At 69.7% G+C, this 24,297-nt stretch carries 22 protein-coding genes; 7 read left to right on the forward strand and 15 right to left on the reverse strand.

All coding sequences use genetic code 11. From position 1 onward, the window contains the following. On the forward strand, positions 1–1,383 hold a 1,383-nt coding region (locus ABDW31_RS24605), incomplete at its 5' end, for a mannitol dehydrogenase family protein (protein ID WP_343699774.1). Here the strand turns inward: ABDW31_RS24605 and ABDW31_RS24610 are convergent. The 3 genes from ABDW31_RS24610 to ABDW31_RS24620 all read right to left on the reverse strand — a co-directional run bounded on the left by ABDW31_RS24610 (position 1,380) and on the right by ABDW31_RS24620 (position 5,027). Further along, the gene (locus ABDW31_RS24610) at positions 1,380–1,940 is read right to left on the reverse strand and encodes a sugar transferase (RefSeq protein ID WP_343699775.1); all 561 of its coding nucleotides are present in this window, start codon (positions 1,938–1,940) and stop codon (positions 1,380–1,382) included. The genes ABDW31_RS24605 and ABDW31_RS24610 overlap by 4 nt on opposite strands. Next, positions 1,941–4,661 carry a polar localization protein TipN gene (locus ABDW31_RS24615; RefSeq protein WP_343699776.1) on the reverse strand — a complete coding sequence of 907 codons (2,721 nt, stop codon included), beginning with the start codon at positions 4,659–4,661 and terminating at the stop codon, positions 1,941–1,943. 153 nt (positions 4,662–4,814) lie between these two features. After that, positions 4,815–5,027, reverse strand: a complete 213-nt coding sequence (locus ABDW31_RS24620) for a hypothetical protein (RefSeq protein ID WP_343699777.1) — start codon at positions 5,025–5,027, stop codon at positions 4,815–4,817. A 182-nt stretch (positions 5,028–5,209) separates the two neighbouring features. On the opposite strand from ABDW31_RS24620, the gene cysD reads away from it, so the two are divergent. Then, complete coding sequence (cysD, locus tag ABDW31_RS24625) at positions 5,210–6,166, forward strand: sulfate adenylyltransferase subunit CysD (RefSeq protein ID WP_184720704.1); 957 nt, start codon at positions 5,210–5,212, stop codon at positions 6,164–6,166. A gap of 1 nt (position 6,167) precedes the next feature. Next, entirely contained in the window at positions 6,168–8,075 is a 1,908-nt protein-coding gene (gene cysN, locus ABDW31_RS24630; protein WP_343699778.1) for a sulfate adenylyltransferase subunit CysN, read from the forward strand. On the opposite strand, the gene ABDW31_RS24635 is transcribed toward cysN, so the two are convergent. The 4 genes from ABDW31_RS24635 to ABDW31_RS24650 all read right to left on the reverse strand — a co-directional run bounded on the left by ABDW31_RS24635 (position 8,063) and on the right by ABDW31_RS24650 (position 12,856). Continuing rightward, positions 8,063–9,253 (reverse strand): major facilitator superfamily domain-containing protein 6, encoded by a 1,191-nt coding sequence (locus ABDW31_RS24635; protein ID WP_343699779.1) that lies wholly within the window; start codon positions 9,251–9,253, stop codon positions 8,063–8,065. The genes cysN and ABDW31_RS24635 overlap by 13 nt on opposite strands. An 18-nt stretch (positions 9,254–9,271) precedes the next feature. Then, on the reverse strand, positions 9,272–10,981 hold the full coding sequence (metG, locus tag ABDW31_RS24640) for a methionine--tRNA ligase (RefSeq protein WP_184720708.1): 1,710 nt from the start codon (positions 10,979–10,981) through the stop codon (positions 9,272–9,274). A 78-nt stretch (positions 10,982–11,059) separates the two neighbouring features. Next, the gene (locus tag ABDW31_RS24645) at positions 11,060–11,464 is read right to left on the reverse strand and encodes an Imm6 family immunity protein (RefSeq protein ID WP_184720709.1); all 405 of its coding nucleotides are present in this window, start codon (positions 11,462–11,464) and stop codon (positions 11,060–11,062) included. A 12-nt stretch (positions 11,465–11,476) separates the two neighbouring features. Continuing rightward, positions 11,477–12,856, reverse strand: a complete 1,380-nt coding sequence (locus ABDW31_RS24650) for a hypothetical protein (RefSeq protein WP_343699780.1) — start codon at positions 12,854–12,856, stop codon at positions 11,477–11,479. 111 nt (positions 12,857–12,967) lie between these two features. Here ABDW31_RS24650 and ABDW31_RS24655 point away from each other — a divergent pair, with 111 nt between their 5' ends. Continuing rightward, positions 12,968–13,549 (forward strand): hypothetical protein, encoded by a 582-nt coding sequence (locus ABDW31_RS24655; RefSeq protein WP_343699781.1) that lies wholly within the window; start codon positions 12,968–12,970, stop codon positions 13,547–13,549. Positions 13,550–13,556: 7 nt separating this feature from the next. On the opposite strand, the gene ABDW31_RS24660 is transcribed toward ABDW31_RS24655, so the two are convergent. Further along, a complete protein-coding gene (locus ABDW31_RS24660) occupies positions 13,557–13,883 on the reverse strand; it encodes a YnfA family protein (RefSeq protein WP_184720712.1) in 327 nt (108 codons plus the stop codon). After that, entirely contained in the window at positions 13,883–14,617 is a 735-nt protein-coding gene (locus ABDW31_RS24665) for an ATP12 family protein (RefSeq protein WP_343699782.1), read from the reverse strand. The genes ABDW31_RS24660 and ABDW31_RS24665 overlap by 1 nt, the downstream gene beginning before the upstream one ends. Before the next feature lie 53 nt (positions 14,618–14,670). Here ABDW31_RS24665 and ABDW31_RS24670 point away from each other — a divergent pair, with 53 nt between their 5' ends. Both ABDW31_RS24670 and ABDW31_RS24675 read left to right on the forward strand, forming a co-directional pair. Continuing rightward, positions 14,671–16,098 carry a DUF1800 family protein gene (locus ABDW31_RS24670; RefSeq protein WP_343699783.1) on the forward strand — a complete coding sequence of 476 codons (1,428 nt, stop codon included), beginning with the start codon at positions 14,671–14,673 and terminating at the stop codon, positions 16,096–16,098. Continuing rightward, the gene (locus ABDW31_RS24675; RefSeq protein ID WP_343699784.1) at positions 16,095–17,357 is read left to right on the forward strand and encodes a DUF1501 domain-containing protein; all 1,263 of its coding nucleotides are present in this window, start codon (positions 16,095–16,097) and stop codon (positions 17,355–17,357) included. Before ABDW31_RS24670 ends, ABDW31_RS24675 begins: the two co-directional genes overlap by 4 nt. Here the strand turns inward: ABDW31_RS24675 and ABDW31_RS24680 are convergent. Beyond that, the gene (locus ABDW31_RS24680) at positions 17,354–18,358 is read right to left on the reverse strand and encodes an RluA family pseudouridine synthase (protein WP_343699785.1); all 1,005 of its coding nucleotides are present in this window, start codon (positions 18,356–18,358) and stop codon (positions 17,354–17,356) included. The two genes, ABDW31_RS24675 and ABDW31_RS24680, sit on opposite strands and share 4 nt — an antisense overlap. Next, entirely contained in the window at positions 18,355–18,738 is a 384-nt protein-coding gene (crcB, locus tag ABDW31_RS24685) for a fluoride efflux transporter CrcB (protein ID WP_184720721.1), read from the reverse strand. The genes ABDW31_RS24680 and crcB overlap by 4 nt, the downstream gene beginning before the upstream one ends. A gap of 163 nt (positions 18,739–18,901) precedes the next feature. On the opposite strand from crcB, the gene ABDW31_RS24690 reads away from it, so the two are divergent. After that, on the forward strand, positions 18,902–20,131 hold the full coding sequence (locus tag ABDW31_RS24690; protein ID WP_184720723.1) for a hypothetical protein: 1,230 nt from the start codon (positions 18,902–18,904) through the stop codon (positions 20,129–20,131). A 10-nt stretch (positions 20,132–20,141) separates the two neighbouring features. On the opposite strand, the gene ABDW31_RS24695 is transcribed toward ABDW31_RS24690, so the two are convergent. Genes ABDW31_RS24695 through ABDW31_RS24710 form a run of 4 tightly spaced genes read right to left on the reverse strand, consistent with a single transcriptional unit; the run spans position 20,142 to position 24,256 of the window. After that, positions 20,142–20,651, reverse strand: coding sequence for a hypothetical protein (locus ABDW31_RS24695; protein WP_343699786.1), 510 nt, complete (start codon positions 20,649–20,651; stop codon positions 20,142–20,144). A 13-nt stretch (positions 20,652–20,664) separates the two neighbouring features. Next, positions 20,665–21,480: an RluA family pseudouridine synthase gene (locus ABDW31_RS24700; protein WP_184720728.1), complete on the reverse strand. Its 816-nt coding sequence runs from the start codon at positions 21,478–21,480 to the stop codon at positions 20,665–20,667. Next, the gene (locus ABDW31_RS24705; protein ID WP_343699787.1) at positions 21,477–22,778 is read right to left on the reverse strand and encodes a replication-associated recombination protein A; all 1,302 of its coding nucleotides are present in this window, start codon (positions 22,776–22,778) and stop codon (positions 21,477–21,479) included. The genes ABDW31_RS24700 and ABDW31_RS24705 overlap by 4 nt, the downstream gene beginning before the upstream one ends. 35 nt (positions 22,779–22,813) lie before the next feature. Beyond that, a complete protein-coding gene (locus tag ABDW31_RS24710; protein WP_343699788.1) occupies positions 22,814–24,256 on the reverse strand; it encodes a Do family serine endopeptidase in 1,443 nt (480 codons plus the stop codon). Positions 24,257–24,297: the final 41 nt, after the last annotated feature.

Raw genomic sequence — 24,297 nt, forward strand, 5'->3', positions numbered from 1 at the left:
CCCGGCGTGGCCCTGCCGGCCTATGACCGCGACAAGGTCCAGATCGGCGTCGTCCACTTCGGTCCCGGCGCCTTCCACCGCGCCCACCAGGCCTTCTATTTCGACCAACTGCTGGCCACCGATCCGCGCTGGGGCATCTGCGCCGTCTCGCTGAAGAGCCCCGGCGTTCGTGACGCCCTGGCCCCGCAGGACGGCCTCTACACTCTGGCCCAGCTGGACGCCGAGACCACCTTCCGCGTGGTCGGCGCCATCCGCGAAGTGCTGGTCGCGCCGGAGGATCCGCCGTCGGTGTTCGCCCGCCTGGCCGCCCCCACCACCCGCATGGTCACCCTGACCGTGACCGAGAAGGGCTACACCCTGTCGGCCGAGGGCGGCCTGGACGAGAGCCATCCCGACATCGTCCACGACCTGGCCAATCCGCGCGAGCCGGTCAGCGCCGTCGGCTACATCGTCGAGGGCCTGCGCCGCCGCTTCGCCGCCGGCCTCGCCCCCTACGCCGTCGTGGCCTGTGACAACCTCGCCGACAACGGCTGGCGCCTGAAGGCGGCCGTCGTCGCCTTCGCCGCCAAGCAGGACGCGGAGCTCGCCGCCTGGATCGACGCCGAGGGCAGCTTCCCGCGCACCATGGTCGACAGCATCACCCCGGCCACCGACGACGCCCTGCGCGCCCGCGTCCAGACGGCCACGGGCCTGGAAGACGCCTGGCCGATCCAGCGCGAGGCCTTCACCCAGTGGGTGGTCGAGGATGTCCTCCCGGCCGACGCCCCGGATCTGGCCAGCGTCGGCGTCATCCTGACCGACGACGTGCGCGGCTTCGAACGCGCCAAGCTGCGCCTGCTGAACGGCGTCCACTCGACCCTGGCCTATGCCGGCATCCTGCGCGGCCACGAGACGGTGTTCGAGGCGGTCAGCGATCCGGCCCTCGAGGCCCTGGGCCGCGACATGATGGCCAAGGACATCATCCCGACCCTGACGGCGCCGCGCGGCCTGGACCTGGCCGACTACGCCGAGGCCATCCTGGCCCGCTTCCGCAATCCCGAGATCCGCCACCTGCTGTCGCAGATCGCCTGGGACGGCTCGGCCAAGCTGCCCTTCCGCATCCTCGGCACGCTGACGGAAACCCTGGACGCCGGCCGCTCGATCGAGCGCCTGGCCATCCCGCTGGCGGCCTGGATGCGCTTCATCGCCCTGCGCGCCAAGGCGGGCGAGGCGATCACCGACCCGCTGGCCGCCAAGCTGGCCGAGATCGGCGCGGCCACGACCGGCGACGCCAAGACTGACGTCGCGGCCTTCCTGGCGCTGGATACGGTGTTCCCGGCCAAGCTGACCAGCAACCCGACTTTCGTGTCGGCGCTCGAGAAGGCCTACGCCGAACTCGGCTAGCGCGTCACACCCTTTGCGGTCAGCACCGGAACCACGGTGCTGACCAAGATCTCGAGATCGAAGCGGAACGAGCGGCGGCGCAAGTACTCGGCGTCCAGGGCCACCTTGTCGGGAATGGCCAGCTCGTCCCGGCCGTTGATCTGCGCCCAGCCGGTGACCCCGGGCCGCAGCACGTCGACGCCGGCGGCCTGGCGGGCCGTGATCAGGTCGTCCTGATTGAACAGCGCCGGACGTGGGCCGACCAGGCTCATATGGCCGACCAGCACGCTCCACAGCTGCGGCAGCTCATCCAGGCTCAGCTTGCGCATCAGCGGCCCGACTGGCGTCAGCCAGCGATCGGGATCGTCCAGCAGGTGCGTCGCCACCTCTGGCGTGTCGATGCGCATGGTCCGGAACTTGGGCATCGGAAACAGAACCGAGCCCTTGCCCACCCGCTGCGACCAGTAGAGCCCCGGCCCGGGCGAGGTCAGGCGCACCAGGACCCATAGCCCCGCCAGCGGCAGGGCCAGCACCAGAAGGCCGGCCGCCGCCGCGGCGAAATCGAAGAGGCGTTTCACCTAGCGCAGGTCGCCGCTGGCCGCGTCGAGCAGCAGATACGCCCGGCCCGCGTCGGACGACAGCAGCGCCGCCAGCAGGAAGCCCTCGCGATCCTGACCGGCCGCCTCGTCGATCATGCCGGCATAGCGGGCCAGGAAGCGCTCGGTATTGCCCTTCAGCGTGGCGTCCGAGAACAGGCGGCGAACCAGACGGCGGATGGCGGCAGGCGCCAGGCGCTTGACCACTTCCCGGGCCCCGGTCGCATCGCGGGTCTGCAGGGCGGCGGCGATCTCGTCGATGCGGCCGCGCGGCAGCAGGGCGTGCGGATCGATGCCCATGGCGGTGATCTCGGCCGCCAGCTTCTCGCCCAGGGCCGTGTCGCCCGGGGAACTGTTCTCGATACCGGCCAGCAGGTTGCGCCAGCTCCAGCCGCCCTCGCCTTCCGGCTCGGCGGCCGAAGGCGGCGGGGCCTGCTTGCGGCTCTGGGCCTGCTCGAACACCGAGCGGAACTCCTCGTCGGTGGCGGTCGGCGTCAGGCGCAGGCGGCGACGGCTGTCGGCCGGCGGCTCGTCCTCATCGTCGAACTCGGCCATGGGCAGAGGTTGCGGCGGCTGGGGCACGGGAGCCTGGAAGGCAGCGGGAGCCGGCGGCGGCGCGGCCCGGCGCGGCGGCGGGGCCATCGGCGAGGACGTGCGGGCCGCGACCGTGGCGGTCGTCGAAGCCGTGACCGCGCCGGCGGCCTCGCTCAGCATCTCGTAGTTGCGGCGCACGCGTTCCTGGAAGGCCTGGTCGATCGCGGCCGTCTCCTCGGCGGTGCGACGCACGGCGTTCATCAGCTGCTCGACGCCCTGCTCGATGGCGACGCGAACCTCGGCGGCCTTCTGCAGGGCCTCGGCCGGCAGGTCGGCGGTGCGCTTGCCGATCTCGGCCAGCATACCTTCCAGCTCGTCGAGCGTGCCGCGGGCCGACTGCACCGAGTCCTGCAGCTTCTGCGAGGTGCGCGCCCCGGCCTGCTCGACCATCTGGGCCGAGTGCTCGATGATGTCGCGCGCCTCTTCCATGCGGGACTCGAATACCGCGTCAGCCTTTTGGCCGGCGGCGAAGGCGATCTCGTTCAGCTGGTCGACGCGGCTGCGGGCGGCCTCGACACGGGCCTCGACGCCCTCGCTGGCCTTCAGCGCGGCCTCGGCCATGGCTTCCATGGCCGCCTTCAGCTCGTCTTCCAGCAGATTGCGCTGGTTCTCGGCGACGTCGCCGATGGCTTCGAGCGTCTTCTTGACCTCGTCGTTCAAGCCGTCGCGCTGCTCGCGCGCGCCATCGACCATCTCGCGGAACTGCTCGGCGGCAGCCCCGATCAGGCCGCGCAGAATTTCCGCGCCCATGGCGGCGCTATCCGACAGCTCGGTGGCGCCCACGCGAGTATAGGCGACGAACTCGGTCAGCTGGGCGGTGCGGGTCTCGGCCTCGGAGGCGAAGTCCTCCTGTTCGGAGCGCAGGGCCTGGCTGGCTTCCACAAGCGCGGCGCGCTGGGCGGCCAAGCTCTTCTCGACCGACGAGATCTGGTCGCCGACGCCGTGGCCGGCGGTTTCCAGGCGGGCGATCTGGCGTGACAGGTCCTCGGCCCCGACGCGGGCGGCGTCCGAGGCTTCGGCAGCGGCGGCGGCCAGATCGGCGGCGCGGGCGGCCAGGGCGGCCTCGGCCTCGCGCAGCTGGGTTTCGGCGAGGTCAGAGGCCTCGGCCACCATGCGGGCCTGGCTGCCGATCGCATCGACCACCGCGGTGGAGCGAGCGTCTAGCGAGTGCGACAGGCTCTCCATCGCCGTGCGCTCCTGACCCAGGCCTTGGGCCAGCGCGTTGGCGGTCTTGGCAGAATCGGCGGCGGCCTCGGCGAGGCGCGCGGTCTCTTCGGCCAGGGCCTGACGCAGCGAGACGATGTGCTCGCGGGCCCGTTCGGCGGCGGCGGCGGCCTCGTCCACGCCCTGGCGCATGGCGTCCACCGCGCTCGACGCGCCGACGGCGGCCAGGGCGGCCGGCGAGACGATGCGGTCGGTCAGGGTGCGGGTGCGGCGCAGCTCGTCCGAAATGCCGTTGGCCTGGCGCAGCAGATAAGCGCCCAGCAGGGTCAGCAGAGCCGGCCCGATGGCCAGGCCCGCGAACACCATCAGCGCGAAGCCCTCGACCCGGAAGGCCGGCACGCCGCGGGCATAACCCAGAGCAAACGCGATCGGGGCCAGGGCCCACAAGGCGGCGACAGCGGTGGCCAGGGTCCAGAACAGGACGCCCGACATCCGACGCGGGGCTTTCTCGGCCACCAGCGGCGTAGGGGTCTCGCTGGCGGGACTACGCAGGTCCAGCGACGACTCGCGGACCGGGGCCGGCGCTTCGGGCTCGGCGATCGGCGCCGGCGGCTGGGCGCTGGCGGCCAGCGACGTGGCGGGCTTCAGCTCGGGCTCGGCGAAGCTGGTGAAGGTCTTGGGCTCGCGGCGACGGCGCGAGCGCACCGTCGTCGGCGGCGGCACGTCTAGGTCATCTCCCATGGTGTCGCGCAGCGTCAGCGGCTCGGCGCTGGGGATCTCGGCCTGCGGCTCGGAGAACGACGTGGGCTCGGGCAGGTCGAACGCGACATCGGGCTCGGCAGCCGGCGTCTCGGCGGCCGTTACCTCAGCAGCTTGGGGCTCTTCGCGAGAGGTCTCCGTCGGCGTCGCGGAAAAATCGAACGGTTGGCGCTTCTTAGGCTTCATACACAGCCACGATCCCAGGGCGTCGCGAGGGGCGCAGGAACAACCGCACGCGCCGGCCCCTCCTTCGCGTGTCACATGAACCTAACGGCGAAAAGCCCTGGCGCAAAGCGGCTTTGGTTGTGTTCGCACACGTCGCAGCGGTTGAGCCCCGCTTCAGGCCTCGCACTGAGGGACGGAGGGCGCCGTCGCAGCGATCGGAGACAGCTTGGGCAACTCGCCACGCGGCGAGCGCGCGACGGTCTTGGCGCCCTGCGATTGGGCGGCGTCGGGACGCGCGCGCGTCTCTACCGCGACGCCGAATTGGCACAGCGCGAACGAGGACAGCCAGACGACCGCCGCAGCCAGCATTTCCGCCAGGAGACTCATGACCCCGTCCCAGGAGACCATTGCGAAAAACGATAGCGCCGTTATGCAAGATTGTCGCAACAAGCGTGCATGAACAATTGGTCATGAATGCCGAAGCTTCCGACCTGTGGCGCCAAGTCAACTTACAGCGCCCCCAGAAATCCCGCATTGTCCCATTCGGCCGCCGGGCCTAGGTCGCAAGCATGGCCCAGCCCCAACTCGCCCCCGCCTATGCAGCTGACCCGACGATGATCTCGCCGGCGCGCCTGACGCACCTCCAGCGCCTGGAGGCCGAGAGCATCCACATCCTGCGGGAAGTGGCGGCCGAGTGCGAACGTCCGGTCATGCTGTATTCGATCGGGAAGGACAGCGCGGTGATGCTGCACCTGGCCGCCAAGGCCTTCTATCCCAGCAAGCCGCCCTTCCCGCTGCTGCACGTCGACACGACCTGGAAGTTCAGGGACATGTACGCCCTGCGCGACAAGGTGGCGGGCGAGCTGGGCTTTGACCTGCTGGTCCACAAGAACCCCGACGCCGAGGCGCGCGGCGTCAATCCATTCGACCACGGCAGCGCCCTGCACACCGACCTCTGGAAGACCGAGGGCCTCAAGCAGGCCCTGTCGAAGTACGGTTTCGACGCGGCCTTCGGCGGCGCCCGCCGCGACGAGGAGAAGAGCCGGGCTAAGGAGCGGGTCTTCTCGTTCCGCTCGGCCGAGCATCGCTGGGACCCGAAGAACCAGCGTCCCGAACTCTGGAATCTCTACAACACCCGCAAGCACCCCGGTGAATCCTTGCGCGTCTTCCCGATCTCCAATTGGACCGAGCTGGACGTCTGGCAATACATCCACCTGGAGAACATCCCGATCGTGCCGCTGTACTTCGCGGCCGAGCGGCCGGTGGTCGAGCGCGACGGCGCGCTGATCATGGTCGACGATGATCGCTTCCGCCTGCGCGACGGCGAAGTCCCGCAGATGAAGAGCGTCCGCTTCCGCACCCTGGGCTGCTACCCGCTGACGGGCGCGGTCGAGAGTGAAGCCGCCACCCTCCCCCAGGTCATCCAGGAAATGCTGCTGACCACGACATCGGAGCGCCAGGGCCGGGTCATCGACCACGACCAGTCCGCCTCGATGGAGAAGAAGAAGCAGGAAGGGTATTTCTGAGATGGCTCACCAGTCCGCCCTGATCGCCGAAGACATCGACGCCTATCTGCACCAGCACCAGCACAAATCGCTGCTGCGCTTCATCACCTGCGGCAGCGTCGACGACGGCAAGTCCACCCTGATCGGCCGCCTGCTGTACGACAGCAAGATGATCTTCGAGGACCAGCTTGCTTCTCTTGAAGCCGACTCCAAGAAGGTCGGCACCCAGGGCGGCGCGATCGACTTCGCCTTGCTGGTCGACGGCCTGGCCGCCGAGCGCGAGCAAGGCATCACCATCGACGTCGCCTATCGCTTCTTCTCGACCGAGAAGCGCAAGTTCATCGTCGCCGACACCCCCGGCCACGAGCAGTACACGCGCAACATGGTCACCGGTGCCTCGACCGCCGACGCGGCCGTGATCCTGATCGATGCGCGCAAAGGCGTGCTGACCCAGACCCGTCGCCACAGCTACCTCGTCTCGCTGCTCGGCATCCGCAACGTGGTGCTGGCGGTGAACAAGATGGACCTGGTCGGCTGGAATCCGGCTGTCTTCGACCAGATCGTTGCCGACTATCGCGCCTTCGCCGAGCAGATCGGCCTTTCCGTTTTCACCCCGATCCCGATCTCGGGCCTGGGCGGCGACAATATCGCCAGCCGCAGCGAAGAGACACCCTGGTTCAAGGGCCCGATCCTGATGGAGTGGCTGGAAGGCGTGGAGGTCGAGGACGACCTTCAGTCCAAGCCGTTCCGCATGCCGGTGCAGTGGGTCAATCGCCCGAACCTGGACTTCCGCGGCTTCTCGGGCCTGATCGCCTCGGGCTCGATCAAGCCGGGCGACCGCATCCGCGCCCTGCCCTCGGGCCGCGAAAGTCGCGTGGCCCGCATCGTCACCCTGCCGGGCGATCTGGACCAGGCCGTCGCCGGCCAGTCGGTGACCCTGACCCTGGAAGACGAGATCGACATCTCGCGCGGCGACGTCATCGCCGCCGCCGACGCCCCGGCCCCGGTCGCCAACCAGTTCGAGGCCACGATCGTCTGGATGGACGACGAGCCGCTGCCGCCGGGCCGCACCTATCTCCTGAAGCTGGGCGCACGGACGGTCAGCGCCAGCGTCACCGACATCAAGCACCGCGTAAACGTCAACACGCTGGAGAAGACGGCCGCCAAGCGCCTGGAGCTGAACGAGATCGGGGTCTGCAACCTCTCGCTCGACCAGGCCGTGCCGTTCGAGGCCTATGCCGACAACCGAGCGATGGGCGGCTTCATCCTGGTCGACCGCCTCAGCAACCGCACCGTCGGCGCGGGCCTGCTGAACTTCGCCCTGCGCCGGGCCGAGAACGTCCACTGGCAGCACACCGACATCAACAAGACCTCTCGGTCGGCGCTGAAAAGCCAGCGCGGCCAAGTGGTCTGGCTGACAGGCCTGTCGGGCGCGGGCAAGTCGACCATCGCCAACCTGGTCGAAAAGCGCCTGCACGCCCTGGGCCGCCATACCTATCTGCTGGACGGCGACAATGTCCGCCACGGGCTGAACAAGGACCTGGGCTTCACCGAGGAAGACCGCGTCGAGAACATCCGCCGGGTCGCCGAGGTGGCCAAGCTGATGGTCGACGCCGGGCTGATCGTGCTGACCGCCTTCATCTCGCCGTTCCGCGCCGAGCGCCAGCTGGCCCGCGACCTGCTGGAAGACGGCGAGTTCATCGAGGTCTTCGTCGACACGCCCTTGGCCGTGGCCGAGGCCCGCGACGTGAAGGGTCTCTACAAGAAGGCCCGCGCCGGCGACCTGAAGAACTTCACCGGCATCGACAGCCCGTATGAAGCGCCGGAGACGCCCGAACTGCGGATCGACACCACCGCGATCGATCCGGTCGAGGCCGCCGAGCAGATCGTCACCTGGCTGGAAGGCCGCGAGATCGACTACGACATCTGACGGCCGGCCCGCCGATGCAGCAGAACCGCCCCGCCAAGACCCAACAAGGCCATGGCGGCGGTGGCGATGTAGCCGCGGGCTCCGAAGGCGTCGAACAGCGGCCCTGACGCCAGGGTCGCGATCCCAAGGGTAAAACCAGACGACAGCGCCGAGTTGATCGCCTGAGCCGGCGAGGCCGCCTCGGGCGGGGCCAGCTTCTCGATCAGGCGCAGCGAGGCCAGGAAACTGGCCGCGAAGGTCAGGGCGTGCAGGCCCTGCAGCGGAAACAGCGCCCATAGCGGCGGCTCGAACGCGTAGAGCGTCCAGCGCACCACCGCCGCGCCGGCGCCCAGGATCAGGAACAGCTCCGGGCCCCAGCGGCGACGCAGCGGCTCCAGGAACCACATGAAGCCGACCTCGACCGCGACGCCCACGCCCCACAGCACGCCGATCATCGGCTCGCTGATTCCCTGCTTGCGCCAGAGGATGGCCGAGAAGCCGTAGTAGAAGGCGTGCGCGCCCTGGATCAGGCCCGCGGTGACCACCGCCAGCACGAAAGTGCGGTTGCGCAACAGATCGCCCAGGCCCTTCCAGCGTTCGGACCGCGCCGGCTTGGCGCCCTCGGCGTGGACCCGCTCGGGCGGGATCAGGGTCGCGGCGGCGATGGCGGCGATGAAGCAGGCGGCGGCGACCCAGACGGCGATGATCGTGGGGGCCACCACGGTCAGGATCACGCCCATGGTCAGGTTGGCGACGATGAAGGCCGAAGAGCCCATGCCGCGCGGAATGCCGTAGTTGAAGCTCTCGGTCCGCGCCCGGCGGAGGGTGATGACGTCGGTCAGCGGCGAGACGGTCGACAGCAGGGTCTGGCCGATGAACCAGAACAGGATCAGCCACAGCAGGCTGTGGGTGGCCAACAGGCCCGCATAGCCCAGCCCCGCCCCGACCAGCAGCAGGATCATCGGCGTGCGCCGCAGGGTGAAGCCGTCGGCCCACACCGCCAGGGCAGGTCCCGTGAACGGCTTGAGCAGTAGTGGCACGGCCAGGATCAGGCCGATCTGGCCGCCGTCCATGCCGCGGTCACGCAGATAGGTGCCGATGTACGGCAGACTGACGCCGGTGCTCAGATAGATCGCGGCGTAGAACAGGCTGAGGCGGACAAGACTAGAGAGCCCCGGCCTGTCCGCCCCCTCCGTCATGCTATTTGGCCCGCCATGCTATTCGGCGCCGCCGAAGCGGGCCGTCCATTCGGCGATCTGCTCGTCCTCGATCTTCTTGAACAGGACGTCCGGCACGGTCACCGCGGTCCCGACGGCCAACGTGTCCAGCTCGGCCTTGGCGTCGTTCGACGGCCACGCCGCCGGGAAGTCCAGGCCGAACGCCCCGCCGATCTTCTCGGCCGCGAACGGGACGAACGGGGCCGAGATCTTGGCGTACAAGGCCACCAGGTTCAGGGCGGTGCGGACGATGACGGCGGCGCGGTCGCGATCGGTCTTGATCGCGGTCCACGGCGCGGCTTCCTGCAGATACTCGTTGCCGACCACCCACAGGGCCCGCAGCGCCTGGGCGCTCTTGCGGATCTCGATCGCGTCCATCTGCTCGGCCAGGTCCGCCAGCCGCGCCGAGACGTCGGCGAACAGCTTCTCTTCCAGCGGACCGGGCTCGCCGCCCGCCGGGACCACGCCCTCGAACTTGCTCTCGTTGAACTTCAGGATGCGGTTGACGAAGTTGCCCAGCACGTCGGCCAGGTCGCGGTTCACGGCGCTGGCGAACTGCTCCCACGTGAAGGCGGTGTCCGAACCTTCCGGCGAGTTGGCGGTCAGGTACCAGCGCCACAGGTCGGGCGGCAGGATCTCCAGGGCCGCGTCCATGAACACGCCGCGCTTGTTCGAGGTCGAGAACTTGCCGCCGTACCAGTTCAGCCAGTTGAAGGCCTTGAGCATATCGACGCTCTTCCACGGCTCTTCCGAGCCCAGGATGGTCGCCGGGAAGCTGACGGTATGGAACGCGACGTTGTCCTTGCCCATGAACTGGACGTAGCGAACGTCTTCGGCGCCGCTGTCGGTGCGCCACCAGCGCTTCCAGTCGCGGTCGGCGCCGCCCTCGGCCCATTCCTGGGTCGCGGCGATGTATTCGATCGGAGCGTCGAACCAGACGTAGAAGACCTTGTCCTCAAAGCCCGGGCGCGGAACGCCGTCCTGGGCTACCGGAATACCCCAAGCCAGGTCGCGGGTGATGCCGCGATCGATCACGCCCTCGTCCAAGTGCTTGTAGGCGATCGAGCGGGCCAGTTGCGGCCAGTCGGGATGGCTGTCGACCCAGGTGCGGATGCGGTCGGCGACCTTGGTCTGCAGCAGGTAAAGGTGCTTGGTGTCGCGCACCTCGATGTTCCGTGAGCCCGAGATCACCGAGTACGGGTCGATCAGGTCGGTCGGGTCCAGCAGGTTGCCGCAGTTGTCGCACTGGTCGCCGCGGGCCTTCTCGAACTTGCAGTGCGGGCAGGTCCCCTCGACGTAGCGGTCGGGCAGGAAGCGCTTGTCGTCGACCGAATAGACCATCTGGTCGATCCGCTCTTCGATCAGGCCGTGGTCTTCCAGGGCCTGGCAGAAGTGCTGGGTCAGACGGTGGTTCTGCGGCGACGACGAGCGGCCGAAATGGTCCCACGACAGGCCGAACGCGCGGCCCACATCGTGCTGCAGCACGTGCTGCTCGGCGCAGTAGGTGGCCACGTCCTGACCGGCGGCGGAGGCTGCGAGCTCAGCGGGAGTCCCGTGCTCGTCGGTGGCGCAGATGTACAGAGTCTCATGCCCCTGGGCCCGCTTGAAGCGCGCATAGACGTCCGCCGGCAGCATCGACCCCGCCAGATTGCCCAGGTGCTTGATGCCGTTGATGTACGGCAGGGCGGAGGTGATCAGGATGCGAGCCATGAGGGCGCGGCCTTTCGGGGGAACGCTAGGAAGCGTCCGCATATAGAAGGGTCGCGCGGGAAACGGAAGGTTTGGCGGCTAGGCCAGCTCTCCCAACTGCTCGTCCAGCAGGTCCAGCGTGTCTTCGTCCACCTCGTTGACGTCGCTGGGCATGACTTCGCCGGTCTCGGCATAGACCAGCCAGGCGACGTACATGGTCGCCGTGGTCAGGGCGTTCCAGGCGTCCTCGGTGGGCTTGCCCGCGGCCTGGGACAGGCGACGCAACAGGCCTTGCTCATCGTCGCTATAGACCAGGTCCGAGAACGACCGGCCCGTCAGGGCGGCGCCCGACGCCCAGGCCTGGATCGCCGCCAGGGCCGCCCTCGCCTCTTCGGCGTTGGGCTCGTCGCGCGCGATGCGCGTCACCAGAGGCTCGGCCAAGGCGGCCAGGCGGCCCGCCTGTTCGCGCGGGGGTCGGTTGGTCAGGTCAGCGCGCAGTCCCATCTCGATCCTCTCTCAGCGCTCGATCAGCGCGCCGGCCCGCAGCGTCAGGGCGTTGTCGGAACCCTCGGCGGTCACCCGAATGGTCAGGTCGGGATAGCGCTCACTCAGCTGCTTTAGCACGCCCGAAGCGGCGTCCGCATCCCTCAGCCCTGCCTTGCAGGCCGAGCATACGGGCTGGGAAACGTGGATCGAGACGGTGCGTCCCGACAGCTCGGTTCCGGGCGGCTGGGCGTCGATGGCCCGCGCCAGCTCGTTCGCCACGCGCTCTTCGGCATGGCGGACGAACAGCGGGTTCTTGAACGGGGCCGAGATCGGGCCGGCCTCCGGCTGAGGCAGTCCGGCTTCCTTCAGCACCTTGGGCGAAGCGCCCTCGAAGACCCGTCCCTGCAGGCCGGGAACGTCCGTGCGTGCGGCGGCCACCGTGTGGGTCTCGGGCACGCCCAACCGGGCGCGCAAGGCGTCGATATCGGCGCGGGTCGCTTGCGGCGCAATCCGAGCCGCCGCGCCGGCGGCCTCGTCGAGGCCCTTGGCGGCCGTGCGGCCGGCGGTCTCGACCGTCTCGCGGGCGACCACCTCCACGCCATCGCGCGCGGCGGCGCGCAAGCCGCCCTGGGCAAGGCCGCGAACAGGGCCGCCGCCGATCGGCACGACATAGGTCGCCACCTGACCGGTGCTCATGCCCAGGGTCTCCCAGCCCTCGCCGCGCGCGAAAGCATCCTGGTGCCGCTGGACCTGCCCGTCGACGAAGCCCGCGGTCGCGTCGTAGCCCGCCTGGGCGGCGCTCTGGACGTCCCCCAGGATGCGCGAAGGATCGTTGGCCACCGCCTGGCTATAGTCGACCACCGCCTTGCCGCCGCGCTCGAGGCCGCCGACGATGGCGCCGCCAATCTCCGCCCGCGCGGTCGGTGAAACCTGAAGTTCGGCGGCGCTGACAGCCAGCGTGCCGACTGTGCCCACCAGGCCAACACCCTCGTTCAGCACCCCGCCGGTCACCCCGACGGTGAAGCGGGCTCGGGCCTCGGCGCCGGAGATGCCGTCGCGGATGGCGTTGGAGACCACGTTGTCGCCCGGTACGGCGTCGCGCGCCATCTCGGCTCCGGCATGGATCTGGCGGCCGGTCCACATCACGCCGTCGCGCAAGCCGCCTTGCACCGCCTCGGTTCCGTCACGCAGACCTTGCCGCGCGGTCTCCGCGACGGCGCGCACCGCGCCTTCCGGATCCGCCAGCGCCCGCCGGCCGGCGTCCAGTCCGGACTGCCCCAGCTGACTAGCGCGATCGAGGGCGCTCGAGCCCAGGTCGCGCGCGCTGTCGAGCCCCTTGGCGACGCTGTCGCGCACGCTGGAGAACGATGGAAGGGATGGAGCGCGCAGCTCTACGCCGAACAAGCCCATGGCTCACCTCGCTGGCCTTTCGGGGCGAAGGTGACTCCTCGGGGACAGCGTGTCGCGTTAGGGAAAACCCCAGCAGCGCGCGGAGCTAATAGCGCGTGGAGACTGCCCGCCATGAACGATCTGATCGAGACCGCCGCTCGCAGCGCCGTGCGAGGCAGCCTGCTGTTCCACCTGGACCTGGCCCAGATCCTGGCCATCGACGCCCTCCCGCCCGAAGCGGCGAAAGCTTGGGCCGTGGAGGTCGACGACCGGGGCTACGTCGTGACGGTGCTGAGCGACGACCTGAACCGCGAGACCTTCGCCGTCACCTTCGCCGCCGACGGTGCGCCGATCGTCGAACCGCGCGACCATCGCACCTTGCCCCGAACCCTGGCGCTGGCGTCCGCGCGCCAGACGGCCCTGGAGCAGTTCGACCGGCTCGACGGCCTGTCGGTGATCGCCCTTCCGTCCGCGGCGACCGCGCCGCTCGACGGGCCGCTGGAAGCCTATGTCCTGGGACGCGATGACTACCGCCTGACGATCAGCGCGGACGGCCGGCATTTGCTCGCGATGACGGCGGTCGCCGATAACGCTGCGCCCAGCGAGGCTCATGTCTATCGCAGCCTGAAGCGCGACCAGGCGATTACCCTCGTGACGCCCGGCAATGGCGCGCGCTGGCGCATCGCGGCCGGTCAGATCAGCCTGCTGGACTGATGCGAGATCAGGCCGAGCGCGGACCCAGCAGGATCACCGCCGCGCCGGCCAGGCAGATCGCCCCGCCGATCAGGTCCCAGCGGTCGGGCCGTGCGCCTTCGACGAAACGCATCCAGCCGATCGAGGCGACGATGTAGATGCCGCCATAGGCCGCGAAGGCCCGCCCCGCCACGCTGGCGTCGACGCGGGTCAGCAGCAACGCAAAAGCGATCAGCGACAGCAGGCCGGGCAGGATCCACCACGGCGAGCGGCCCAGGCGCAGCCAGGCCCAAAAGGCGAAGCAGCCCGCCAGCTCGGCCACGGCCGCCGCCGCATAGACGGCGAAGGTTCCCATCAGCGCAGCGCCGCGAACCAGCGGTCGATCATCTCGGCCTCGATGGCCAGGGCCGCCGCGCGCGCCGTGGCCTCGTCGTCCTGCCCCCACTGCTCGGCCTGGAAGATCTCCTCCAGCCGCGACAGGTCCAGGGCCCGCTGGCCGGTCAGGCGGCCGGCGCGCACGGCCAGGGCCAGCACCGCCGAGCCCAGCAGCGCATTGGCGAAGGCGACGCCGCCCAGGGTGAAATCGTCCAGGGTCAGCAGCAGCGCCTCGACCGCCGCCACGGTGGCCAGCGGCTGCGGCTGGTGAATGATCCCGGTGACCGGGGTGAAGGCCAGGCCGTGCTCGGCCTTGGCCCAGTCCAGGATCGCGCCCCACTCGCGCGACTGGCGCTCGACCAGCGGCGTCGGGTGCTCGGCGCGATAGCACAGGTGCTCGGACGCCGCGTAGGCGGTGATCTCCTGGGCGACGCCGGCGCGGGTCGCGGGGATCCGGTCCAGGGTCGTGAAGGCCAGGCGCGTGGCCGGCATCAGGGCGTGGTCGATATACTCGACCTGGGCTTCCCACTCGGCGGCGATCATCTCGGCCAGGGCCAGTGTCGGCAGCACGAGCGGTTTCTTCTCGGGCGTCTTGGGCGTGCGGCCGTCCAGCTGCACGGCGAAGCCGCCCCCAGTCTCGCTTGAAGCCGGCGCCGCGGCGGCGGCCTTGTAGAAGCGCTTGGGTTTCAGCAGCAGCTCGGACTTGTCGGACACGGGAGAGACTCTTTTTGCCAGGTCGCGACGGAATGGGCCGCCACCGGCGTTGAATGGTCAATGTCGAGAGTTCACGCAAGGGAGAGCGCCGCTTGAGCCTGCCTGCCAAGGATCTGATGGCCGCCGTCGCCGTCACCCGCTTCGGCCTGGGGGCCCGCCCCGGCGAGATCGAGGCCGCCAAGGCCGATCCGCAGGGCTGGCTGACCGCCCAGGTGCGCCGCGACGGCGCGGACCTGCCCCAGAGCGACGGCGAGACCGCCGCCCTGCGCTTCGCCTGGATGCGCGATTTCCAGGAACAGCGCCGGATGGAGCGCCAGCGCAAGGACGGCGAAACGCCTCAAAACGGCGCGGCCTTCATGGACGCTCAGCGCCAGCTGCGCGAGCGTGTCAATGGCGACTTCCTGGCCCGCGCCCAGCTGGGGGCCAGCACGCCGGCCGGCTTCCGCGAGCGCTGGGTGCTGTTCTGGGCCAACCACTTCACCGTCTCCTCGACCAAGCAGATCACCTCGGTGCTGATCGGGCCGTTCGAGCGCGAGGCGATCCGCCCCCACGTGTTCGGCCGCTTCGAGGACCTGCTGGTCGCCTCGTCCACCCACCCGGCCATGCTGACCTATCTGGATCAGGCCCAGTCGGTGGGTCCGGGCAGCATGGTGGTCAGCCGTCGCCGCCAAGGCCGGGGCGGGCTGAACGAGAACCTCGCCCGCGAGATCCTGGAGCTGCACACGGTCGGCGTCGACGCCGGCTATAGTCAGGCCGACGTCACTGAGTTCGCCCGCGCCCTGACCGGATTCTCGGTCGGTCGCGATGCCGAGGATCGCGCCGGCCAGTTCGTGTTCCGGGTCAACACCCACGAACCCGGCGCGCGCAAGATCCTGGGCAAGACCTATGCGGAAGGCGGCGTCGACCAGGGCCTGGCGGTGCTGAAGACCCTGGCCGCCGACCAACGCACCGCCCGCCATGTCAGCCGCAAGCTGGCCCGCCACTTCGTGTCGGACACCCCGCCACCGGCCCTTGCCGCGCGGCTGGAGAAGCGCTGGATGGACACCGGCGGCGACCTATCGGCCGTGGCCAAGGCGCTGATCGACAGCCCTGAAGCCTGGGACCCGACCCCGGCCAAGTTCAAGACGCCCTACGAGTTTACCCTGTCGACCTGGCGGCTGCTGGGGGCCCAGCCCTCCGCATACGAGCGCATCGCGCCAGTGCTGACGGGCCTCGGCCAGCGCCCGTTCTACGCTCCCTCCCCCAAGGGCTGGCCCGAGGAGGCCGGGGCCTGGGCCTCGCCGGACGGCCTGATCAAGCGGATGCAGTGGACGCAAGGCATGGCCGCCGCCGCGGCCGACCGCACCGATCCGAATGCGCTAGCCGTCCAGGCCTTGGGCGCGCGCCTGACGCCCCCCGTCGCCAAAGCCGTGTCGCGGGCCGAAACCCGCCGTGAGGCCTTCGCCCTTCTCGTGATGAGCCCGGAGTTCCAACGCCGATGAACGCTCCACTGAACCGTCGCGCCCTGCTGGGTCTGGGCATTTCCGTCAGCTTCCTGGGCACGCAGGCCTTCGCCGCCGCCGAGGGCGATCTCGCCAAAAAGAAGCTGGTGGTCGTCATCTGCCGGGGCGGCATGGACGGCCTGTCCGTCTCACCGCCGGTGGGCGACGCCGATTATGCGGCCTTGCGCGGCTCGATCGCCATGCGGCCCGACCAGGTGCTGAAGCTGGACGACACCTTCGGCCTGCATCCGGAACTGAAGACGGTCCATGCGCTGGCCCAGCAGGGCCAGGCCCGCATTGCTCCGGCCATCGCCAGCCCCGACCGCGCCCGCTCGCACTTCGAGGCCCAGGACGTGCTGGAGACCGGCGCGGCCGGCGTCTACGGCGCCGAGACCGGCTGGCTGAACCGCACGCTGGAAGCCCTCACGCCCGTCCGCAAGGTCGAGGGGCTATCGGTCGGGACCACCGCCCCGCTGATCCTGCGCGGCAAGGTCCAGGCGGCCAGCTGGTCGCCGGGCAGGGGCGTCGACGAGACCGCCCGCCTGCCGACCCTGCTGCAGGATCTCTACAAGACCGATCCACTGCTGGGCCCGGCCTTCGCGCGCGGGCTGGAGACCGAAACCATGGCCCAGACGGCCATGACCGCCCTTTCCGCGACCCCGGCGATGAACGAGGCCGCCGCGTCGACGCCGGCCATGGGCAGCATGGCGCCGATGTCCGCAACGAAGGCCAACGACCGCCAGAACCGCGCCGGCAGCGAGGCGGCCCGCAAGCTGGGCTCCACGCTCGGCGGCTTCATGATCCAGGCCGGCGGTCCGCAGATCGCGGCGATCTCGCTGGACGGCTTCGACACCCATGCCGGCCAGGCCGGCCAGATCGCCACCCGCCTGTCCTACATGGACGCGGTGCTGGCGGGCCTGCACCAGGGTCTGGGCGCAGAGTGGAAGAACACCGTGGTCGTGGCCGTCACCGAGTTCGGCCGCACCGCCCGGGTCAACGGCACCGGCGGCACCGACCACGGGACCGGCTCGACCGGCCTGATCCTCGGCGGCGCGCTGAAGCAAGGCGGCATCGTCGGCGATTGGCCGACGCTCAAGCAGACGGCCCTGTTCGAGAACCGCGACACTGCACCCACGCTGGACATGCGCGGCCTGTTCAAGGGCGTTCTGGCCGATCACATGGGCGTCGACCGCACGATCCTGGAGAAGAAGGTGTTCCCCGACAGCGCGGGCGCGAAGCCGGTGACAGGCCTGGTCTAGGTCTTTCGACGGATCTTGGCGCTGCGATGACCGAAGGGCTCGGCCTCGGCCTCGTCTTCCGAGAAGCCGAACTTGCGGAAGCCTTCCTTCATCTCGGGGCTGAGCGGGGCCTCGACGTGCAGCATGCCGGCCGACGGGTGCGGCAGCAGGATCGACCGGGCGTGAAGTTGCAGCTTCAGCCCCTCCGACAGCGGGGCCGACTTCTCGTCACCGTACTTGGGGTCGCCCAGGATCGGGTGACCCATGGCCTTCATGTGGGCGCGCAGCTGGTGGGTGCGGCCGGTGTGCGGACGCAGGGCCATCCAGGTGACGCGCGGACCGGCGCGGCTGATGGTGACGAATTCGGTCTCGGCCGGCTGGGCGTCCGGATCCTTGGGCTGTGCGGGAACCACCAGCTCGCGATCGCCGACGCCGCGCTTGGCCAGGTGCAGCTCCATCACACCCTCGGTCGGGTGCGGATTGCCCACGACGATGGCCCAATAGGTCTTCTGCGCCTTGCGCTTGGCGAAGGCGCCCGACAGGCGCGCGGCGGCGGCCGGGGTCTTGCCCAGCAGCAGCACGCCCGAGGTGTCGCGGTCCAGGCGGTGGACCAGGCGCGGGCGATCGACGCCCTCCCCCCAGGCCGACAGCAGCTTGTCGACGTGCTTGGTGGTCTTGGTGCCGCCCTGCACGGCCAGGCCGGCGGGCTTGTTCAGGGCCAGGACTTCCTCGTCCTCATAGAGAACGAGCGACTTGGCGTAGGCGATGTCGCGCGCCGACAGCTTGTTCTTGTCAGACGGATCGGGCGCGTCGGGCAGCGGCGGCACGCGGATCTGACTGCCGGCGGCCAGCTTAGTGTCGCCCTTGGCGCGCGAGCCGTCGACCCGGACCTGGCCCGAGCGGAACAGCTTGTTGAGCTGGATATGGTTCAGGTGCGGCCAGCGGCGCTTGAACCAGCGGTCCAGGCGCACCCCGTCCTCGCCGGCGTCGACGTACAGGGTGCGAACTTCCTTGGTGCTCATGCGAAGATCCTGCGGGCGACCAGAAGGCCCGCGAACAGGGCCGCCACGGACAAAAGCACGCTGGCGGCGGAATAGGAAAAGGCCTGGAGGTAGTCGCGCTTCTGGATCATCAGCGCGGTCTCCAGGGAGAACGACGAAAAGGTGGTGAAGCCGCCCAGCACGCCGATGCCCAGCAGCACCCGCCACTGTTCGCCCGTCCCCGTGCCGCGATGGGCCAGCCAGGAGGCCAGGCAGCCCATCAGGAAGCCGCCCAGCAGGTTCACGGTGAAGGTGCCATAGGGCCAGCCCGGGCCCATGACCCGCATCGCCCCGACGCCGACCAGATAGCGCGCGACGGAGCCCACGGCCCCACCGGCCGCCACGAGGAGCAGCTTGTTCATCAACGCCTTATGCGCCGAGCGGGCGCAAACGCCAAGCACCCTCCTGAGTTCCCTTGTTTTTCCCCGGTTTCTTTCAAGGTAAACAACTTTGGAAACCCTATTTGGTGACTACGCGTTAAGCGCGCAGACGGCATTGTCGGCGCACATCAACAGCGCCCGAACCATGTCCCAGCACCTCCCCCCCTCAGACGCGAATGAACGCGTGGCCCTCCCCGGCCCGGTGCTTCAGCGCCTGTCGGGTTCGGATCTGGTCGCCCGCGGCTCGGTCAATGTCATCAGCGTCAAGGCCATCAAGTCGTGGGCCGGCGAATGGTGGAGCGACAAGCGCAACGACGTCTGGACCTATGTCGAGCGCAAGCTGGCCGAGCACCTGGACCGCCAGGACATGCGCGCCCGCATCTCCGACAGCGAGTTCCTGATCGCCACGCACAACGACCAGGGCCTGGCGGCCCAGGCCACCAGCGTGAAGATCCTGGAAGACGTGCTGACCCACCTGTTGGGCGTCGCCGATCCGTCGGAAATGGGCATCCGCTCGGTCATCGGGCTGGAAGGCGGCGAAGCCGTCTGCAAGCGCATCGACCCGGCCGTGATCCTGGCCGCCCGCGCCCGTCGCGACAGCGTACGCTCGCCCGTCCGCTTCACGGTGGATCCGGCCGACGAGTCGCGCCGCACTCCCGTGGCCTTCACCACCGCCGCCGGCGCGGCCCTTCGCGTGGACTTCACGCTGGAGCACGTCGTCAGCCTGCGCCGCAACATCACCACCGCGGTTCGCATCGAGCCGATGGTCACCCACCTGGCCAGCGGCCGTCAGGCCTCGGCCCGCGCCCTGACCAAGCTGTCGGACCGCGATGTCGCCTTCATCGACGAGTCGACTCTGAAGTACGCGGCGGTCTTCGCCCGCTCGGCCCAGGGCCACACGACCCCCGAACTGATCCTGCCCGCCTCGTTCCGCACGCTGGGCACCCAGCGTGGCCGCGACCTGCTGACCGGTACGGCTGGTCTCTCGCTGGCCCTGCTGCGCGGCGGCGTGATGATCGAGCTGGTCGACGTGACCCGCGGCACCCCCGCCGGTCGCCTGCTGGAAGTCGTCGGTCTGCTGCGCGCCCTGACCCGCGGCGTCATCGCCCGCGTGCCGCCGGACAAGGAAGCCCTGCGCGTGCTGCGCGACGCCCGTCTGGCCGGTCTGGCGCTGGACGCCAGCGACCTGTCGGGCGAAGCCGCCAAGATCGCCATGGACATGATGGCCTTCGGTCGCGACGCTCGCGGCCTGGCGCCGATGACTATCCTGCAGGGCCTGCCCCAGGACGGCTTCTTCGCCGCCGCCGAACAGGCCGGCCTGACCCACGCAGCCCTGCGCGCCAACTATCCGCTGGGCAAGCAGGCCGCGGCCTGATCCTCAGGCGTCAGGTGCGCTGACGCCCGTGTCCCACGTTCCTGACCACGTCCCGCGCGTCATAGACGTCGCGATCCCGCGGCGGTGCGCCCTTGCCGAACACGACCTCGATCGAGCGTGAGAACGCCGGACCCGGGCCCAGGTTGAAGCTGGTGCCCAGCCCCACGCCGACGCCGGTATGGCGGCCGTAACTGGCCGAACCACCGCCGACCGAGAACCGCGGCCCACGATCCTGCCCAGCACCGGTGGTCGAGCGGTCGGCGATGCGGAACCAGTCATAACCGTCCTGCAGGGCCAGTTCGGCCGCCCGCAGGAGCGCGTAGTCGGCGATCTGGGCCTCCGGCGCGCCGGGGCCGCCCTGGAAGGTGACGCGGTAACGGCCCGCCTCCAGGCGATATTCCGAATAGCCGACGTCGTTGGGCGCGCCGGCCTGGGCGCGATAGACGGTCGGGGCGCTGGCGCAGGCGGCCAGCAGCAGGCCCGAGGCCGCGACGATCAGAAGGGGTTTTGCGATCTTCATGGCGTTTTGCCTTTCACGCCGGATCAACGGCTTCTGAGCCCGGCTGTTCCGGAACCTGCAGATCCAGGGCCTTGAGCATGGCGACGAAATCGTCCGGCAACGGCGCGATGATCTTGCGCTCGCCGCCCAGCGGGTGCGGGAAGGTCAGGCGCGCGGCGTGCAGCATCAGGCGCGGCACGGCCGCCCCGCCCAGCATCAGCGCCCCGCCGTAGCGGCTGTCGCCGGCCAGCGGCCGGCCGATCGAGCCCATATGGACCCGAAGCTGGTGCATGCGGCCGGTGTCGGGCGACAGCTCGACCAGAGCAGCCACGCCGTTGCTGGCCAGGGTGCGATAGCGACTGCGGGCGGTCTCGGCGTCCGGGTGGTCGGGCTCGCAGACCCGCATATAGGCCTCGCGGCCGATCGACTCGCGGCGCAGCGGACTGTCGATCATGCCACCCTTGGGCTCAGGCGCGCCCGGCGCGACGATGGCCAGGTAGCTCTTGCGGAAGCGCTTGGCCATCATGGCCTCGCCCAGGAAGGCCGCGCCCGGCTTGGTCTTGGCCGTCAGGATGACGCCCGACGTGTCGCGGTCCAGCCGGTGGATCAGACGCGGCCTGGCCTTGCCCGGCTTGGCGAACGCCCACAGCAGGTCATCCAGCGTATGGGCCTTGATGCGCCCGCCCTGACTGGAGAGGCCCGAAGGCTTGTCCAGCACGATGATCGCCTCGTCCTCGTACAGCACCCACGACTTGGCAGTCTCGATCTCCTCCGGCGTCAGGGTGATCGGGCATTCGATGGCCTTGGGCTTGGCGACGCCGGGCGGACGGCGGAACTTCGGATTGCTCATTTGCCGTCCTTACGCACCTTGCCCCAGGCTTCCAAGCGTTCGCGCGCCTTGGCCTCGGCCCCGATCGGCTTGGGCTCGTAAAAGCGGCGGCGCTCCATGCCGTCCGGGAAGTAGTTCTGGCCCGACACCCCGCCCTCGACGTCGTGGTCGTAGGCATAGCCGTCGCCATAGCCCAGCGACTTCATCAGCTTGGTCGGGGCGTTGAGGATATGGGCCGGCGGCATCAGGCTGCCGGTCTCCTTGGCCGCGCGGCGGGCGGCCTTGTAGGCATTGTAGACGGCGTTGGATTTCGGGGCCGAGGCCATGTGAACCACCGCCTGGGCCAGGGCCAGCTCCCCCTCGGGCGAGCCCAGGAAGTCATAGGCGTCCTTGGCCGCCGTGGTCAGCAGCAGGCTCAACGGGTCGGCCGCGCCGATGTCCTCGGACGCCATGCGCACCAGCCGGCGGGCGATGAACAGCGGGTCCTCACCGCCCTCCAGCATCCGCGCCAGCCAGTACAGCGCCGCGTCCGGATCGGACCCGCGCACCGACTTATGCAGCGCCGAGATCAGGTTGTAGTGCTCCTCGCGGTCCTTGTCGTAGGCCGGGCGGCGCTTTTGCAGGAACTGACCCAGCTGGGTCGGGTTCAGCGGGCTGTCCGTGCCGATCGAGAACAGGGTCTCGGCCAGGGTCAGCAGGTAGCGGCCATCGCCGTCGGCCATGGCCACCAGGGTGGAGCGCGCCTCGGCGTCGATCGGCAACGGCCGGCTCTCGGCGACCTCGGCGCGCTGCAGCAGCTGGTCCAGCGAGTCCTCGCCCAGGCGTTTCAGCACGAAGACCTGGCAGCGCGACAGCAGAGCGCCGTTCAGCTCGAACGAAGGGTTCTCGGTCGTGGCCCCGACCAGGGTGACGATCCCCTCCTCCACGAACGGCAGGAAACCGTCCTGCTGGGCGCGGTTGAAGCGGTGGATCTCGTCGACGAACAGCAAGGTGCTCTGCCCGGCGGCGCGACGGACGCGGGCCTGCTCGAAGGCCTTCTTCAGATCGGCGACGCCGGAGAACACGGCCGAGATCTGCTGGAATTCATAGCCGCCGGCCTTGGCCAGCAGGCGGGCGATGGTGGTCTTGCCGGTGCCGGGCGGCCCCCACAGGATCATCGAGGCCAGGCGATGGGCCGCCGCCATTCGCCCAATCGGCCCTTCGGGACCCAGAAGATGCTGCTGGCCCACCACCTCATCAAGGCTCTGGGGCCGCAGTCGGTCGGCCAGAGGCGAAGGGGCGTGAGGCGTCAGGCCGGCGGCCTGGAAGAGATCGGACATAGACTCCGTTCTAGCAGGCCGCCGACGCCAAGTCGTCAGGGGTTGAACCGCGCCGCGATGCGTTGGCCGTTGCGCTCGATCACCACCTGCCAGGTGCGGCCGGCGCCGGCCTGGGCGGCCGAGACCAGGTCGGACACGGTGTTGATCTGGCGGCCGTTGACCTCGCGCACGAAGTCGCCGGGGCGCAGCCCCACGTTCATGGCCGCGCCCTGGCCGATCTTGGTGACCAGCACGCCGCGACCGGCGAACGGATCGACGCTAAGGTCCTGGGCCACCGCCGGCGACAGGTTGACCACGGTCGCGCCGTCGAACGGGTTGCGGCCGGTGATGACGCGCTCGTCGCGGGCCGGGGTCTCGGGGGCGGCGTCGGCGCGGACGGTCAGGGTCTGGTCGCGATCGCCGCGACGCACCACGACCGGCACGCGGTCGCCGACCTTGTGGGTGCCGATGGCGAAGGCGCCGCCGCCCTCGTCGTTCACCGCCTGGCCGTCGATCGCCAGGATGACGTCGCCTTCCTTCAGCCCGCCGCGATCGGCCGACGAGCCGGGATAGACCTGGGCCACCAGCACGCCGCGCGGGGCGTTCATGCCCAGGCTGCGGGCGATCTCGCTGGTCACCGGCTGGCCCTTGATGCCCAGCCACGGCCGCACGACGCTGTGGCCGCCGCCCAGCGCGGTGTTGACCACCTGCTTGACCACCGAGGCCGGGATGGCGAAGCCCACGCCCGAGGACGAGCCCGAGCGCGAGATGATGAAGGTGTTGATGCCGATCAGGTCGCCGTCCATGTCGACCAGCGGACCGCCGGAGTTACCCGGATTGATCGAGGCGTCGGTCTGGATATAGCTGCCGAAGTCGGCGGCGCCGACGTCGGTGCGGGCCAGGGCCGAGATGATGCCGTTGGTCACCGTCTGGCCGACGCCGAACGGATTGCCCATGGCCAGGACAAGATCGCCGACCTCGAGCTGTTCCTGGTCGTCGATCGCCATCACCGGCAGGCGCTCGCCCTTGGTGTCGATCTTCAGCACGGCCAGATCCGAGCGCGGGTCGTCCAGCAGCACCTTGGCCTGGAACTCGCGGCGATCGGCCAGCTGGACGGTGATCTCGCCATTGCCCTCGGCGATGCCCTGGATGTTGTGGTGATTGGTGATGATCACCCCGTCGGCGCGAACGATGGCGCCCGAACCCAGAGAACCTTGCACCTGCTCTCGCGGCGCGCCGCCGCCCATGAAGAAGTCCCAGAACGGGTCCGCGCGTTGACGCACAACGCGGCGGCTGGCGACATTGACCACCGCCGGCGAAGCCTTCTTCACCACCGGCGAGAACGAGGCTTTCATCGAGGCCGGATCGCTGGGGACCTTGCGGGTGGGCTGGGCCAGATCAGGGATCTGCTGGGCGTTGGATTGCCCGTTGGGATTGGAGCAGGCGGCCAGCAGAACGACGACGGGCAGCAGGGCGCGGAGGGGGCGCATGGTGTTCAAGATCACTCCTAAAGGTTCGCACGGAACTGAGCCGAGCTTTC

This window comes from Caulobacter sp., assembly GCF_039596335.1.
In the GTDB taxonomy this organism is placed as follows: domain Bacteria; phylum Pseudomonadota; class Alphaproteobacteria; order Caulobacterales; family Caulobacteraceae; genus Caulobacter.